The sequence below is a fragment of the Collinsella aerofaciens genome, from assembly GCF_005844325.1.
Classification (GTDB): Bacteria; Actinomycetota; Coriobacteriia; order Coriobacteriales; family Coriobacteriaceae; genus Collinsella; species Collinsella aerofaciens_G.
The window spans coordinates 14,722-29,439 of the sequence record NZ_SPFY01000008.1 but is presented as its reverse complement, the minus strand read 5'-3'; the positions used below and the strand labels follow the sequence as shown (position 1 = coordinate 29,439).

At 54.2% G+C, this 14,718-nt stretch carries 13 protein-coding genes; 9 read left to right on the top strand and 4 right to left on the bottom strand.

The features are described 5' to 3' along the window. The 3 genes from FGQ61_RS04060 to FGQ61_RS04050 all read left to right on the top strand — a co-directional run bounded on the left by FGQ61_RS04060 (position 1) and on the right by FGQ61_RS04050 (position 2,761). On the top strand, positions 1-852 hold the full coding sequence (locus FGQ61_RS04060) for a sugar phosphate isomerase/epimerase family protein (protein ID WP_117745875.1): 852 nt from the start codon (positions 1-3) through the stop codon (positions 850-852). Between the two features lie 62 nt (positions 853-914). Continuing rightward, the gene (locus FGQ61_RS04055) at positions 915-1,883 is read left to right on the top strand and encodes an SIS domain-containing protein (protein ID WP_022094440.1); all 969 of its coding nucleotides are present in this window, start codon (positions 915-917) and stop codon (positions 1,881-1,883) included. 14 nt (positions 1,884-1,897) lie between these two features. Continuing rightward, entirely contained in the window at positions 1,898-2,761 is an 864-nt protein-coding gene (locus tag FGQ61_RS04050) for a PfkB family carbohydrate kinase (RefSeq protein WP_138374647.1), read from the top strand. A 279-nt stretch (positions 2,762-3,040) separates the two neighbouring features. Here FGQ61_RS04050 and FGQ61_RS04045 read toward each other — a convergent pair whose 3' ends face one another. Beyond that, a complete protein-coding gene (locus FGQ61_RS04045) occupies positions 3,041-3,823 on the bottom strand; it encodes a TatD family hydrolase (RefSeq protein WP_118081837.1) in 783 nt (260 codons plus the stop codon). Positions 3,824-3,837: 14 nt separating this feature from the next. Next, on the bottom strand, positions 3,838-4,635 hold the full coding sequence (locus FGQ61_RS04040; protein WP_118081834.1) for a tRNA threonylcarbamoyladenosine dehydratase: 798 nt from the start codon (positions 4,633-4,635) through the stop codon (positions 3,838-3,840). A gap of 460 nt (positions 4,636-5,095) precedes the next feature. On the opposite strand from FGQ61_RS04040, the gene FGQ61_RS04035 reads away from it, so the two are divergent. From FGQ61_RS04035 to ettA, 3 genes are all read left to right on the top strand, one after another. Beyond that, on the top strand, positions 5,096-5,374 hold the full coding sequence (locus tag FGQ61_RS04035; protein ID WP_022094448.1) for an autorepressor SdpR family transcription factor: 279 nt from the start codon (positions 5,096-5,098) through the stop codon (positions 5,372-5,374). Beyond that, positions 5,367-6,071 (top strand): SdpI family protein, encoded by a 705-nt coding sequence (locus FGQ61_RS04030; RefSeq protein WP_138374646.1) that lies wholly within the window; start codon positions 5,367-5,369, stop codon positions 6,069-6,071. Before FGQ61_RS04035 ends, FGQ61_RS04030 begins: the two co-directional genes overlap by 8 nt. Before the next feature lie 185 nt (positions 6,072-6,256). Next, entirely contained in the window at positions 6,257-7,936 is a 1,680-nt protein-coding gene (gene ettA, locus FGQ61_RS04025) for an energy-dependent translational throttle protein EttA (RefSeq protein ID WP_055251458.1), read from the top strand. Between the two features lie 78 nt (positions 7,937-8,014). On the opposite strand, the gene FGQ61_RS04020 is transcribed toward ettA, so the two are convergent. Both FGQ61_RS04020 and FGQ61_RS04015 read right to left on the bottom strand, forming a co-directional pair. Further along, positions 8,015-9,322, bottom strand: a complete 1,308-nt coding sequence (locus FGQ61_RS04020; protein WP_138374645.1) for a hypothetical protein — start codon at positions 9,320-9,322, stop codon at positions 8,015-8,017. Between the two features lie 134 nt (positions 9,323-9,456). Then, a complete protein-coding gene (locus FGQ61_RS04015; protein ID WP_138374644.1) occupies positions 9,457-10,407 on the bottom strand; it encodes a hypothetical protein in 951 nt (316 codons plus the stop codon). Between the two features lie 494 nt (positions 10,408-10,901). On the opposite strand from FGQ61_RS04015, the gene FGQ61_RS04005 reads away from it, so the two are divergent. From FGQ61_RS04005 to FGQ61_RS03995, 3 genes are read left to right on the top strand one after another with little or no spacing between them, the layout of a single operon-like run. Continuing rightward, positions 10,902-11,183, top strand: a complete 282-nt coding sequence (locus FGQ61_RS04005; protein WP_138374643.1) for a DUF2087 domain-containing protein — start codon at positions 10,902-10,904, stop codon at positions 11,181-11,183. Continuing rightward, positions 11,161-12,345, top strand: coding sequence for an MFS transporter (locus FGQ61_RS04000; protein ID WP_229025902.1), 1,185 nt, complete (start codon positions 11,161-11,163; stop codon positions 12,343-12,345). Before FGQ61_RS04005 ends, FGQ61_RS04000 begins: the two co-directional genes overlap by 23 nt. 49 nt (positions 12,346-12,394) lie before the next feature. Next, positions 12,395-14,674 carry a B12-binding domain-containing radical SAM protein gene (locus FGQ61_RS03995; RefSeq protein ID WP_138374641.1) on the top strand — a complete coding sequence of 760 codons (2,280 nt, stop codon included), beginning with the start codon at positions 12,395-12,397 and terminating at the stop codon, positions 14,672-14,674. Positions 14,675-14,718: the final 44 nt, after the last annotated feature.

Below are 14,718 nucleotides of genomic sequence, written 5' to 3'. Positions count from 1 at the left end.
ATGTCTGAATCCAAACCGACGCTGCGCCGCGAGCAGATTGCGGGCATGAATATCCACTACATCATGTGGTCGCTCGATTACTTCCTTGATGTGCAGCAGCGTTTGGGCTTTGAGTCCATTGAGCTGTGGTGCGCAGAGCCGCATGTGACGCTCGACCATACGGGCTACTTTGAGGCTGAGGTCCTGGCGAAAAAGGCTGCAGACCGTGGGCTTAGGTATCGTACTCTGTGCCCCGAGAACGTTGTCTATCCTTGGCAGTACTGCGCACGCAAGCCGCTGCATGAACAGCGCAGTCTGGCGTACTTTAAACACGGCATTGAGCTTGCCGAGGTACTTGGGTGCGACCGTATGTCCATCAACTCGGGCTGGGGCGACTGGGACGAGGACCGCGAGGAAGCCTGGAAGCGCAGCCGCGAGCACTTGTCCATTCTGGCGGAGTATGCCGGCGAGCACGGTCTGGTGCTCACGATGGAAAGCCTGCGTCCCGAGGAGAGCAACCTTGTGACGACGGTTTCCGATGCGAAGCGCATGATTGACGAGGTCGCGAGCCCGTACTTACAGCCCATGGTTGATACAACCGCGATGGGCGTTGCAGGCGAGACGCTCGAGGACTGGTTTGCCGCCTTTGGTGATGGGGCAATTCACGAGATGCACTTTATCGACGGTGACCCGTATGGCCATCTGGTGTGGGGCGATGGCAAGCACGATATGGACGCCTTCGTTGCCACACTCAACGCCCATGGTTTCGACGGCATGCTGGGCCAGGAAATCACGGACGGTCGTTACTACGATGACCCGGCGGCGGCTGATGCCAAGAACATGGCCGCATTCGAGAAATATCTGATTGACTAAAACAACTATCGGCCACGCAACCAACGTCATTGATTGCGGCCCAAACAAGAAAGGAACTGGATATGAACGCACACGATCTGATCAAAGAGGCAATTGCCGAGAAGGGCAAGTTCGACAGCGTCTACTGGATTGCTTGTGGTGGCTCCATGATCGATTTGATCCCGGCTCACGAGCTTCTGCAGCGCGAGGCAACCACCTTCACTTCGTATATCTATACGGCTCGCGAGTTCGATATCATGCGTCCGCGTCGTCTGGGCGAGAAGTCCCTGGTCATTGCTTGCAGCCACAGTGGCAACACCCCCGAGGTCGTTGAGGGCTGCGAGATTGCCCTTGCCGCCGGCGCTACGGTGATCGCCCAGACCGACAACGCTGGATCTAAGATCGACTCCGGCAAGTGGACCACGTGGGTCTACCCATGGGGCGAGGGCGTGCCGCAGGCTGAGGTCCCCGCTGGCATTTCGCTGTCGCTTGCGGCCGAGCTGCTCGATCAGCAGGAGGGCTACGCCGATCTTGCCGATATGTATGCCGGTATCGCCGAGATGGATAAGATTCTTCCCCCGGCACGTGAGAAGGTAAATGCCGAGCTGGGCGATCGTTTTGCCAAGCTTTGCCAGGAGCACGAGTTCTTCTATATTCTGGGCAGCGGTCCCAACTTTAGCCAGACCTACGGTTTCGCTATCTGCTCTCTTATGGAGATGCAGTGGCAGCACTGCAGCTACATCCACTCTGCCGAGTACTTCCATGGCCCCTTCGAGGCTACTCAGGATGGCGTTTTTTACTTCCTGCAGATGGGCTCCAGCGAGTGCCGTGCTATGGACGAGCGCGCCCTGGCGTTCCTTAAGACGCATACCGATACGCTGATGGTGCTCGATGCCAAGGAGTACGGTATGGAAGCCGTGCCGGCGAGCGTCCGTGCCTATCTGGACCCGGTGCTGTTCTACGCCATGAACTGCGAGCTGCGTGCTGCACGCGGCAAGGTGTTTGATCACGATCCCGATTTCCGTCGCTATATGGGTGTTGTCGAGTACTAGAAGGGACAAAGGCCATGGCATTTAACGTTAACGCGCTCGGATTTGGCGACAACGTCGTCGATCGCTACGAGCATATCCACACCATGTATCCTGGCGGCAACGCGGTGAACTTCGCCGTTTATGCCAAGAAATGCGGTGCCGCACGTTCCGCATACATGGGCATTTTTGGCAATGACGCCGCTGCCGAGCATGTCATTGCAAGCCTCGAGGATGAGGGTGTCGAGCTTGACAAGTGCGAGCAGATGATTGGCGAGAACGGAGCGGCTCGCGTGACCGTCGTTGACGGTGACCGTGTCTTCCTCGGCTCCAACGAGGGCGGTATCCGTGGCGATGCGCGCTATGTCCTCGATCGCTTTGACCTTGCGTACATGAAGCAGTTCGATGTGGTTCATTCGGGCAACTATTGCTTTACCGAGCGCGAGCTGCCCAAGCTGAAGGCTGCGGGCGTCACGGTCTCTTTTGACTTTTCGGACGACTCCACCGACGAGTACTACGAGCAGATTGCACCCTACGTCGATTTTGCCTTCTTTAGTGCGGCGGATGCCGCGAGTGAGGACGAGATTCGCGAGCGTCTGGCATGGGTGAAGGGCCTGGGTCCGCGTTTTGTGTCGGCTACGGCGGGCGCCGAGGGCTGCATTGCTTACGACGGCGAGCGTTATTACCGCCAGCTGGCTAAACCGGTAACGGACATGAAGGACACCATGGGAGCGGGCGACTCGTTCCTCACTTCGTTTTTGATGTGCTATCTCGATTCCGCCAAGCGTGGAGAGGATGGCGCCGAGGCTATCGAGCGCGCGCTCGACTTTGCTGCCGGGTTTGCCTCGACCGTGTGCGGCATGGAAGGTTCTTGGGGCCACGGAGCACCAATCGTCGAATAGCCGAGCGGTCCCGGGGAGGTGCAGGATCCTCCCCGGGACCTCGTGTGCAAAAAATGCCAAATATGAGTACTGTGACTAATTTAGTCGCAGCAAAATCAACCCCTTCAGACGTGATTTGAGCGTCTGGAGGGGTTTAAGATTTGCGAAAACGCAGGATGAATGACTGTAAAAGCTTTAATTAGCGGACAATCGAGGATTATTCTGGCGGTTGGAAAGTTAAAAGAAATGTATCCATTCCGGTAGCAGTACTCATATTTGGCATTTTTTGCACACCAGGGGTTAGCGAAGGTCAAAAAAAGAGCGCGCATTTGTTAAAACTATCGACTCGATGCGCTTTGCGTCGCAGTTTTTGAGCGAGGTGATGCGTTCTGAGGTCCTTGTGAGCGACCTGATGAGCGACTGCGCGCTTGTTTCTGTGTTTGGCTCGGCCGGCGCATCGGTCTCGAGCAGTAGGCGGTCGAGTGGAATCTGTCGTGCGTATTCGCGACCGCGCTTGGTCGCGAGCATGCGTTCGTTGACGGAAAAATAGCAGCCCGCATTACGCGCGCGGGTGAGTTCGTCCGAAGTGCCGCTAAACCAGTGGAAGATGATAGCGGGGGAGTCGGGGTTTGGGATGAGTAGTCCATGCGATTCGAGGACGTCCAGTACGGCTCCTGCCGAACGAACGGCGTGAATTGATATCACGCGCCCGGTAAGAGGATGCTGCACGAGCGCATCGCAGAGCCGGTTAAGTGCCTGTATTTGTAGCGGCTCACTTCCAGCAAAGCGCGCGGAAAAGTCGAGTCCGACTTCGCCGATGTAGCGTTCTTGGGCAGCAACTTCGCAAAGCAGATTGACTTCGGCAAAACCGCAGTGGCCATCGGCGAGCCACCAGGGGTGAAGCCCAACGCCGGCGATGATGCCCGGGTGGCGACGAGCGCGCTCGTTTGCGGCCGAAAAGTCGCGTGGATCGACGCCGCAATCAAATAGACCCAAGCCCAGCGCCGTTGCCTCATCGGCAACGGCGTCCGGGTGAGCCATTAAATCAAGATGGCAGTGTGCATCAAATAACCGGGGCTCCATCTCGGCGCGCTCCGCTAGTCCAAGCGCTGGCCATCGGCGCGCACGCGCTCGGTGCCGCGGCCACTGATCTGGCGGATAACCTCGCCGGCAATCATCTGGCCCATGATGGGCGGCATAAAGCTGGCGGTTCCGAGCTCGGTGCGCTCGTGGATATTGGAAGGGTCGCGGGGCTGTGTCTTAACCGATTCCTCGCAGCTAAACAGTACATGCAGACTCTTGATTCCGCGCTTCTTGCATTCTTTGCGCATGATGCGGCTCATGGGGTCACGTACCGTATCGAAAATGTCGGCAAAGCGGAGGCACTCGGGATGGAGCTTGTTGGCCCCGCCCATGGAGCTAACCAAACGAATGTCGTGGTCCTGAGCATATTTGGCAATGGTGAGCTTGGCCGAGATGGTGTCGATGGCGTCGACGACGTAGTCGAGCTTGCCGTCCGTCTGCTCCAAAACGCTCGCGAAGAACTCGTCGATATTGTCGCTCAACAGGTATTCGGTGCGCTTGATGACGGTAGCGGCTGGATTGATGTCGTGGATCATGGCTTCCATAACATCGACCTTGCGCTTGCCGATGGTGCTTTGAAAGGCGATGGCCTGGCGATTGATATTGCTGGGCGCGATGATGTCCTTATCCAGAATGACGAAATGACCAATGCCGCCGCGGGCAAGTGCCTCGCAGCAATTGGAGCCCACACCTCCGCAGCCGAGCACCAGCACCGTGGCGGCGGCGAGTTTGTCGAGTGCCTCGCGGCCCATGATGATCTCGAGCTTGGTGTCGCGTGTCTCGTTGGGGGTTGCGGCTGTGGTTTCGGTCATAGACATCCTCCGATGGGGAAGCGAATCGTGTTTTAGCTATCGTCATTATAGGTATTATCGCGATTCCATTTGAGCCCTAGGGGCTTGTTGAAATGAGGCAGTGATTCGCATAAGATGAAGCAGATGGCACCCGTTGCCGCGGGTTGGCCAACTCCCAAACACGTTTGTAGCGTGAGAAGTGGCCGTCTTCGCATTACGCGAGGGCGGCTATTTCATTCGACCTCCAATGTGGATGCCGAGCTCCACAGCCGCGATTACAAGCAATAACAACGTCAGGACATCGTCAATACTCATAGTCCATCTCCTTCTCGGGTAGAGGGAGCTGGCCCATCTGCTTCAACTTCCATTGTAGCTAAATACGAACGAATGTTCTATAGATGTTCCTGTATTAGATAGTTAGACAAACATCTAAATATTGAGTATAGTGTGCACGTCATGAGAGATGATGAGAGGAGGTCTTATGCCGGGAGAGGGTTTTAAGGCGCTTGCCGATCCAACGCGACGGCGCATTTTGGAGTTGCTGCGCGAGGGCAATTGCACGGCGGGGGAGCTTGCCGAGCATTTCGATATCAGTAAGCCGTCGCTGAGCCATCACTTGGCGACGCTCAAAAACGCCGGGTTGGTGACCGACGAGCGCCATGGCCAAAACATCGTATACAGCTTAAACACCACCGTCATGCAGGATTTAATTGGCTGGTTTATGGGCTTTACAAACACGGAAGGTGATAAGGATGAATAACGAAAACAAGGGCATTCACCCCACGGGGGTATCGTCGCGCGTGTGGGCCATGCTTGTTGTGGTCTGCGCTATTAATGTTGTAGCGCACCTCATGGTGATGCCGAGCTTGCCTACGCAGATTCCCACGCACTGGGGCGCGAACGGCGCCGTCGACGGTTGGGGTCCTAGCTGGATGGCCTCCGCGCTCGGCGTGCTGCCTCTGGCGCTTCTCGCAATGTTCTGCGTGGTGCCGCGCATCGACCCCAAAGGTGAGGCATATCGAACCTCGGGCAAGTTCTACCAGGGCTTCGTAATCGCCTTCACCTTGTTCATGTGCGCCATAAGCTGGCTGGGAGAGCTTACGGTCTGGGGCGTGGTGCCGGCGGTCGGTTCGGTTAACGTGCTGATTTCCGGTGCTGTCGGTCTGCTGTTCATCGGCGTAGGCAACTACTTGCCGCGTGTGAAGCGGAACTATACACTCGGTATCAAGACGCCCTGGGCGCTTGCCGATCCCGAGAACTGGCGCCGTACGAAGCGCTTTGGCGGTGCCTGCTTTATGGTGCTGGGTGTTGGCCTGATTGCGATGGGCGTGGCGGGCAGCGTGCTTTCGAGTGAAGTCGTCGCCGCGGTGATTGCGGTTCTGGCGTTTGGTTCGGTCGGAGCCGTCTACGTCTACTCGTATCTGCTGTGGCGCAAATCGCAGCGAGCCGCTCGTTAAGGTTGCGGAAAACTAGCGTACGCAGTTCATAGTATGTTCCGGGGGACTTTTCCCAGGTAGTATTAGGGGGTATGGGCAACCATGCCCCTTTTTTCGTTAAGTTTCAGAGCTGGTTTCCTCATTTCGTTTCCACTAAAGCGAATCAAGAATAGGGAAACAGCAGGTAGAAAGGATAAAACAGGCAAATGGCAGAGTTCATCTACCAGATGTATCAGGCTCGCAAGGCCCATGGCGACAAGGTAATCCTTGACGACGTGACCCTGAGCTTCTACCCCGGTGCCAAGATCGGCGTCGTGGGCCCCAACGGTATGGGCAAGTCGACCCTGCTCAAGATCATGGCCGGCATCGAGGAGGTCTCCAACGGCGATGCCAGGCTTACCCCCGGCTACACCGTGGGCATCCTGCAGCAGGAGCCGCCGCTCGACGACGACAAGACCGTCATCGAGAACGTGCGCATGGCGTTTGGCGACATGATCGCCAAGGTCGATCGCTTCAACAAGATCGGCGAGGAGATGTGCGACCCGGACTGCGACATGGATGCCCTCATGGCCGAGATGGGCAAGCTCCAGGACGAGATCGACGCCGCCGACGGCTGGGATATCGATTCCAAGCTCGGCCAGGCCATGGACGCCCTGCAGCTGCCCGATTCCGACATGCCGGTCAACGTACTTTCCGGCGGCGAGCGCCGTCGCGTGGCCCTGTGCAAGCTGCTGCTCGAGGCTCCCGACCTGCTGTTGCTCGACGAGCCCACGAACCACCTGGACGCCGAGTCGATCCTGTGGCTCGAGCATTTCCTGCACAACTACCAGGGTGCAGTGCTGGCCGTCACGCACGACCGCTACTTCTTGGATAACGTTGCCGAGTGGATCTGCGAGGTCGACCGCGGCCACCTCTATCCCTACAAGGGCAACTACTCCACGTATCTGGAGACCAAGGCCGCCCGTATTGAGGCTCAGGGTAACCGCGACGCCAAGCTCGCCAAGCGCATGGAGGCCGAGCTCGAGTGGGTGCGCAGCTCGCCCAAGGCCCGTCAGGCCAAGAACAAGGCCCGTCTGGCTCGCTACGAGGAGATGGAGGCCGAGGCCCGCGCAAGCCAGAAGCTCGACTGGACCGACATCCGCATCCCCGTTGGACCGCGTCTGGGCAACAAGGTGCTTGAGGCCCATCACCTGCACAAGGAGTTCGACGGTCGCGTGCTCATCGACGACCTTTCGTTCACCCTGCCGCGCAACGGCATCGTGGGCGTCATCGGCCCCAACGGTGTCGGTAAGACCACGCTGTTCAAGACCATCGTGGGTCTGGAGCCGCTGACTTCGGGCGAGCTCGAGGTGGGCGAGACCGTCAAGATCTCCTACGTCGACCAGAACCGTTCCGGCATCGACCCCGATAAGAACCTATGGGAGGTCGTCTCGGACGGCCTGGACCACATGATGGTCGGCGAGACCGAGGTTCCGAGCCGCGCTTATGTGGCGAGCTTTGGCTTTAAGGGCCAGGACCAGCAGAAGCGCGCTGGCGTACTCTCCGGTGGCGAGCGCAACCGTCTGAACCTGGCGCTCACGCTCAAGCAGGGCGGCAACCTGCTGCTCCTCGACGAGCCCACGAACGATCTCGACGTCGAGACGCTGTCCTCGCTCGAAGCGGCGCTGCTCGAGTTCCCGGGCTGCTCGGTGGTCATTAGCCACGACCGCATGTTCCTGGACCGCGTCGCCACGCACATTCTGGCGTGGGAGGGCACCGACGAGAATCCGGGCAACTGGTATTGGTTCGAGGGCAACTTCGAGGCCTATCAGGCCAACCGCATCGAGCGCCTGGGCGAGGACGCAGCCCAGCCGCATCGTATCCACCGCAAGCTCACGCGTGACTAGGTTTATTGCTGGTTTGGTTACGTAACATCAACAAATAAAAACGGCTCAAATCCTGATTTGGATTTGAGCCGTTTGTCGTTACTGCTCGGGTTCTTCGACCTTGTCGATGGCCCAGGTGGCTCCGAGACCGCCGGCGGTGTTGCGGCGGATGCGCACGGTAACCTCGCGGCGATCGCCGGCCTGCGTGTAGCGCAGGGGGAAGCTTGCGCGGTTTCTCGCGGCCTCGATGGTACCGCGCTCGCGGGCGATCCAGTAGTACTCGCCGACGATGCCGAGCGTGTCGGCGCCGTAGGGGAGATAGGTCGACAGCTGGTGCAGAAGCGGGCCGGGGCAGAAGACCTCGGTTGCGAAATCGACGGGGAAGTCCTCGGGGATGGTCGGTGCTGCGGGTGCGGGGGCTGGGGCCGCTGCGGGTGCCGAAGCCGGTGCCGGTGCGGGAATTTGGCCGCAAGCAGAGGCGGGCACGGATTCGATGAAGGGTGCGGGCTCCGGCGTCGCTTCCGGCTTGATCGTGGAATCTGCGGGCTCCTCGGTGACGGGCGCGTCTACAGCTGCGGTTTCAACCTTAACCTGCGTTGCGTTCTCGTTCTCGACGCTCGACTTTGCCTCGATGGGCGTGGATGCCATGGTGGTGATGCCGGCTTTGGCGTTCTCGGGGTCATAGACGACCGTGAGCGAGATGGCGGGCTGCGGCGTCTCGGGCTCCGGCGTCGACTCAGTAGCGCCTTGATCGGCGGGCTCGTCGGGCTGATCGTCCTCGGCCTCGTCGCCAAAGACATCGCTGTTTTGGAACGCAGACGTCTCGGGTTGGTTGGCGGCTTCTTCGGCTGTCGACTTGGGAGCCTCGTTGAGCTCGGCAGTGGCTTCCTGCTCTGACATGACTTCGGGATCGGTCGTGGCGGCGATTTCGGTTTCGGCTTCTGCCGTTACCTCAATAGCGGCTTCGATCCATGTCTCGGGCTCGGGCTCCGGAGCGACTTCGGCCACGGACTCGGGCTCGGCGCGCTTAACGTGCTTGGGGCGCACGGCCTTGAGGTCCTTCTCACCGCGCTTTTTCTTTTTGTAGGACTGTTTAGCGCCCTTGGCTGCCTTGGGCTTGTCCTCGCCCTTGGCAAGGGCGGCATCCCAGGCATCGTTGGCGATGACGGTGGCATACAGGCGACCGCCCTTAAAGACGGTCAGCTTAATGCAGTCGTCGAGCTCCTCGAGCAGCTCGCGCGTGGACTCGAAGCCCAGGTCATAAGCGGCCATGTCACCAGCGGCGAGTGCCTCCTCGACCTGCGTCATAAACGTTTGCTTGCCGCACCCAATCGCGTCGCGCAGCAGGCGATACAGATAGATGTGGTTGCCCAGCGAAAGCGTGGGCCTAACTATTGTCTTGCTCATGGCAAATCTCCTCTTTACACACCAAAGCATCTTACCATCGCGCGGGGCTTGCTACCTCGGCGCCCAAGGCAAACGGGCGCGACCGTTGCCGGTTCGCGCCCGTTGTACAGGTTGCCTATCTGGGGATGCAGCGCCTAGTTGCCCGATGTCGTGCCTTGGCTTGAACTGTCAGATGTCGTGCCCGATGTGGTGCCACTCGAATTGCTGTTGTTGCTGTCTGCTGTGCCCGTTCCCGACGTGGTGTCGCTCGTCTGGCTGCCCGTGTTCGGCTGCGAACCGTCAGCCGTTTGGCTTGAGTCGGTCGTGCCGGACGGCGTGCCACTGTTGGCCGTAGAGGAATCGGTGCCCTGCGATTGGTTTTGGGTGTTCGAGGACGAATCGGTAGAGGTAGAACTGTCTTGCGTGCCGTCCGCTTGTGCCTGCTGATCTTGCGACTGGGTGTTGTCATTTGCATCGCTCTCGGTCGTGCGCGACGAAAGGATTGGCTCGGGGCGCTCGCCCAGACCCTCGCCGGCGGTGGTGATAAGGATGGCGCCGGCGCAGGCGATGACCGCGACGATGGCGATGGCGATCGAGAAGACGATGACCTTCTTTTGCGTCTGGCTGCGCTCTGCCGCCGCCTTGGCGCGCAGGCTGTCGGGAGCGACGCGCGCCGTGGTCGCGCGCCCCGCAATCTGGCGCATCTCCTGCGTAGTCGCGGCGCCGCCTAGGTGCTCCTCGGCATTAAACTCAGCGGGCTCGTAGGCGCCGGCAGGGTAGTCGACGGCGGCGTGCGTACCTTTGATGGCTTCGGCGCTGGCAGAGATAAAGTGGCGGTAGACCTGCGATGACACAACGGTGATGACCGAGCTCACGGCGGCACCAATTACTGAACCAGCGATACCGATCTTGGAGGCAAGCGCGACGCTTGTGGCGGCAGCCGCGGCGCCGGCGATGATCTGGGGAATGGAAATGTCGTCGAACAGGCCCTTTTTGGGCGCGATGGCCATGGTCTGTCCGATGGAATGGTTCTCGTGCACGCCGTTGTTGAGCGATGCCGGCGTCATGACGCGCGTGCGCGGCGCGTCGGTGTACTTGGTTGTCATACGGGGTCCTCCCGGTGTAAATCTGCTTCGTTTCATGTAGCCATCAGGGTACCCACCAGATGTGAATCGTACGTGACATTTAACAGATACCATCAACTCATCAAGGGGGGCTTGCTGTCTTTGGTGCAATAGCTTGATGCTAAACTGGATTTACGATTGTGAGGTGGTTTACGTGATGTACCCGTATATGACATTCGAAGACGGTACCGAGGTCGTTCATTCTGACCTGATAACAGATGGGGATATCGAAAAGGTTATCGCGCATTTTGAACGACCGACGGCAGAGGGCTTCGACTCCGCTCGTTGTGAGTTGCCTTCCTGTTCGTGGACTGACTGGGAAGGGCATTTTACTCAGAGTGAAAAACGAGCTTTCGAAGAGTGTTTGAGCAAATCATTTAGATTAGTTCGAGTTTAGTTCGAATATAGAAGTCGAATGCGATGACCTAAAGCGTATGCATTTTTAGTATTAGATGCGTATGAAATGGAGGATGTGAATGGATGAGCTAATAGACTTTAAAAAACGATTTCTCAAGAATGGCGAGCTGGTTTCAATTCCAAAAAAGGAAAGCTATAAAAGAATCATGCTGCTATGGACCGTCTCTTTCTTTGAATTAAATACAAGTTATACGGAGCTTCAGGTTAATCGTGTGCTGTCACAGCTCTATCCTGATTATGCCGTGTTGAGGCGGTACTTGGTTGATTATGGATTCCTATTAAGGGATGAGCGAGGCCTGAAATACGAGGTTAATCGTGATGTTCACGGTATTGAGAGCTAGCCGTCCGGTTCGGGTCCTATATATTGCTAGAGGGATAAGCGAAATAGGCAATTGGTGTGCGAATATTGCTTTGCCAATGCTGATTTACGAGGTAACTCACGATGTTTCTGCAACTGCTTTGATGGTCTGCTGTAGATTTGCCCCCTCTCTGTTTTCAGTTGCGCTCGCGCAGCTGCCTCAGAAGATGGGTATCGGGACACTGCAGGCCATGAGATTGGCAGACTTAATTCGCGCGGGATTATTCGTTTGCTATATTTTTGTTGATAGTAAATGGAGTATGTTTGCTATTACGTGCGCGGTATCGCTTTGCCGAACGGTTGAAATGCCCTGCTTTTACTCGTTGTTAAGAGCCAATACGAATAGTATCAATCGCGACGTAATTAATAATTCGTTTGGGTTTCTGCAGAATTTGATGATGGTTCTGGGGCCAGTTGCCGGCGGTTTTGTTGTCGCTCAATTTGGGGCGGAGGCTGTTCTTGCATTAGACGCGCTTTCTTTTGCCGCGTCGTTCTGGTTGCTGCGAGATGTTCCGTCGGTTATCGAGGTTAATGATAAAGAGGGGATAAGCAAAAATGAAAAAAACAGGACTGCATTTAGTGATCTTAGCGCGAAGCACTTGGCAATTGGTTTCCTATTAATCGATATTTCTAGTGGCGTGGCATTCGGCTCTCTGAATTCTCTTTTGCCAGCTATTGCGCAATTGCAATTTGACTCGTCATCGATACAATACGGATTCCTTCAGAGTAGTCTTACAATCGGACTGTTGTTCGGAAATACAATATATGGTCGTTTAATTAGTGGTTCCGATTGCGTTAAATCATATTGTTTTGTGACGTATCTTGCGCTCGGTGCGTATCTGGCGTTTGGCTATCGCTATGCGTCTGGGATATCGTTTATTTTCCTTTTTATCGTCGGTGCCGGAAACGCCATTCAAGATGTGCTTCTCATAACATCGCTGCAGGATTTGGCGAGAGACGAATCTGAATCGATAAGCCTGTTTTCAATTAGGGAGTCTTTGCAATCGGTTGCTGTTGTTATTTCAACACTCCTTGTTTCGCTGTTCACGAGCATCGCGATGTTCTCAATTCTCGTTACAGGACTTGGTGTATTTTCAATTATGATGGTAGTTGTGTCTCAATTGAATTATTTGCGAAAGATGTGACGTTGATATGCCTAAAACGCTTTTAGTATTTCCCCCATGATGGAGTCCAGTGGGGCCGTATCTTGCCTTGCCTGTTTTGAAGTCATATCTTCAAGAGGTTGAACAATATAAAGTTGACATCGTTGACTTAAACGTGGAATTTTACGATGACCTCCTATCTTTTAGACATGTCGAAGAGTGCTGTAAAAGGTATCGGGAATCAAAGGATTCGTTTAGTTCGAATGTTCAATTAACAATCGAGTTGATACAAAAGTCAGCACTTAATGTTGACGAGGCAAAAGATATTTTCAGATCGAAGAGATACTTTAATCTAAAAGAAAGACAATATGCTGAAAACATTTTTAGAAATGCACTCTATATCATAAATCACGTCTCATATGGAGTTAAATACACGTTCAACTCCATAGATCTGCCCTATGATTATTATTCGACACCAGAAATAATGAAATCGCTTGCGGATACCTTGCATAATCCGTTTATTTCCTTCTATGAAACTGCCTTTCTTAAGCGTATTCAGAGGGAAAAAATCGAGTTTATTGGGATTTCGGTGAGCGGCTGTTTCCAATTGATTTCTGCAGTTACGTTAGCGAAACTGATTAAAGAAGAATGTCCATCTGTTAAACACGTCTCATTGGGCGGCAATTACATTACTCGTTTAGCAGATGACTGCATGAAAGAATGGCATCCCTTTTTTGAATACATTGATTCGATAATGATGTATGACGGCGAAGAGCCGCTTGCACGTCTTCTTGAGGCTCTTGACTCTGGTGATGACAATCTCGACTGTGTTCCAAACCTTTGCCATGCTAAAGGTGGAAAGATATATAAAAACCATCGGATTGAGCAAACATTTATCAACGATACAGTTCCCGATTTCGATGGCTTCGCCCTTTCTAAATACTTCATGCCTGAGTTAATATTGCCGGTTTATTCTTCTAGGCAGTGTTTTAATCATTGCGCCTTCTGCACCATTCCCGGTGCTACCGGTGGTTGTTACCGAAAGATGCCTATATCGAGAGTATTTGAAATAATGTGTCGGTTAAATGAAAAATACGGCACGAGAGTTTTCTCTTTTGTGGATGAAACATTCGAAGGCAAAAGAATGGAGCAACTCGCGGATGAAATAAACGCATCGGGAAAAACGTTTTTCTGGCATGGAGAAACGAGGTTCTCTCCAACCCTAAGTACAGACGTTTTCAACAAGATATACCAAAGTGGATGTAGGCAGATTCAGTTTGGCCTCGAGTCATACAACCAAAGAGTTCTTGATCTAATGAAGAAGAACACGAGAGTTGATTGGATTGATCGCAATATCCATGATTGTCTCAATGCGGGTATTCCTGTTCATCTATTCTTTATGATTGGCTTTCCGACCGAAACTAAAGAAGAGGCTCTGAACACCTTAGCTTATACAGAGAATGTTTTGAATTATTCAAAACAGGTATGTGGTGTTCCATATTCCACGAGAGGATTTACGAATTTTGGTCTCGTTATGGGGTCGGATGTTTGGAATCATCCCGATAAGTATGGTGTCTCTGTAATGCCGAAGTCCCAATATGAGGATTTGCGCCTCGAAGTGGATTATGTTTCAGGCACTGGTTTAACTTTAAATGAAGCAAAATCCTTATCTGATGAGCATCATATTGATTTTTATATGCAAGAAGTCATAAACGGTAGCGACACAATTGACTTGCCCCAGCGGCTTCATATTTCAGAGGTGACCTGGATCCTAGATTCTATTCACGCTGTCAGGTATAAGGGACATTTGACCAAAGTAAAGCGACGGCTGACTAGTCTAAATCCAGCTGATCGAATCTGGCTGGATTCCAAGACCTCTGTCGTGCTCGTTGAGCCATTTGCCTACTTCTATAATTCTGAATACCATCATGTCTATGCTGTTTCCCAGTTGGTATACCTTAAGTTGGCCCGTTTATTGGAGGCCGATTGTAGCATTTCTCTTATCCTTGATCAGGGCGATCTCGAGCTGACAAGGGCGATAGAAGAACTGTTGCATTATGGATTGCTGAATACAAATATCGATGCCGATTATGTAATGCACGATAATGGTTTTCAATTGGTTAAAAGTTCGTTTGTGAAAGAAGTCGGACGCTCAAAAGAGGGGTTAAGAGTACTGCTGAGTTGTGCCACCCATAGAATGTGTGCGGTTAATGATTTTTCGTTCGCTTTGCTTTCGTTGTTTGAAAAGCCGATTACTAAGAACGAGGTGCGCGACATTTTGAAAAAAGAGGGACTATCGGCAAGCGAGGAGCAATTAAACAAGTTGGTTGATAATTGCATGAAAGCAGATATACTACAATTGATTAGATAGAGGAGGTTTCTGCATGGACGTTATTAACAAAGATCTCTTGGAGC

Coding starts and splice junctions, on each gene's coding strand:
- FGQ61_RS04000 (WP_229025902.1), top strand. CDS start 11,161: ATGTTCACGGTATTGAGAGCTAGCCGTCCGGTTCGGGTCCTATATATT.
- FGQ61_RS04045 (WP_118081837.1), bottom strand. CDS start 3,823: ATGGAGCCCCGGTTATTTGATGCACACTGCCATCTTGATTTAATGGCT.
- FGQ61_RS04060 (WP_117745875.1), top strand. CDS start 1: ATGTCTGAATCCAAACCGACGCTGCGCCGCGAGCAGATTGCGGGCATG.
- FGQ61_RS04035 (WP_022094448.1), top strand. CDS start 5,096: ATGCCGGGAGAGGGTTTTAAGGCGCTTGCCGATCCAACGCGACGGCGC.
- ettA (WP_055251458.1), top strand. CDS start 6,257: ATGGCAGAGTTCATCTACCAGATGTATCAGGCTCGCAAGGCCCATGGC.
- FGQ61_RS04015 (WP_138374644.1), bottom strand. CDS start 10,407: ATGACAACCAAGTACACCGACGCGCCGCGCACGCGCGTCATGACGCCG.
- FGQ61_RS04050 (WP_138374647.1), top strand. CDS start 1,898: ATGGCATTTAACGTTAACGCGCTCGGATTTGGCGACAACGTCGTCGAT.
- FGQ61_RS04055 (WP_022094440.1), top strand. CDS start 915: ATGAACGCACACGATCTGATCAAAGAGGCAATTGCCGAGAAGGGCAAG.
- FGQ61_RS04030 (WP_138374646.1), top strand. CDS start 5,367: ATGAATAACGAAAACAAGGGCATTCACCCCACGGGGGTATCGTCGCGC.
- FGQ61_RS04040 (WP_118081834.1), bottom strand. CDS start 4,635: ATGACCGAAACCACAGCCGCAACCCCCAACGAGACACGCGACACCAAG.
- FGQ61_RS04020 (WP_138374645.1), bottom strand. CDS start 9,322: ATGAGCAAGACAATAGTTAGGCCCACGCTTTCGCTGGGCAACCACATC.
- FGQ61_RS04005 (WP_138374643.1), top strand. CDS start 10,902: ATGGATGAGCTAATAGACTTTAAAAAACGATTTCTCAAGAATGGCGAG.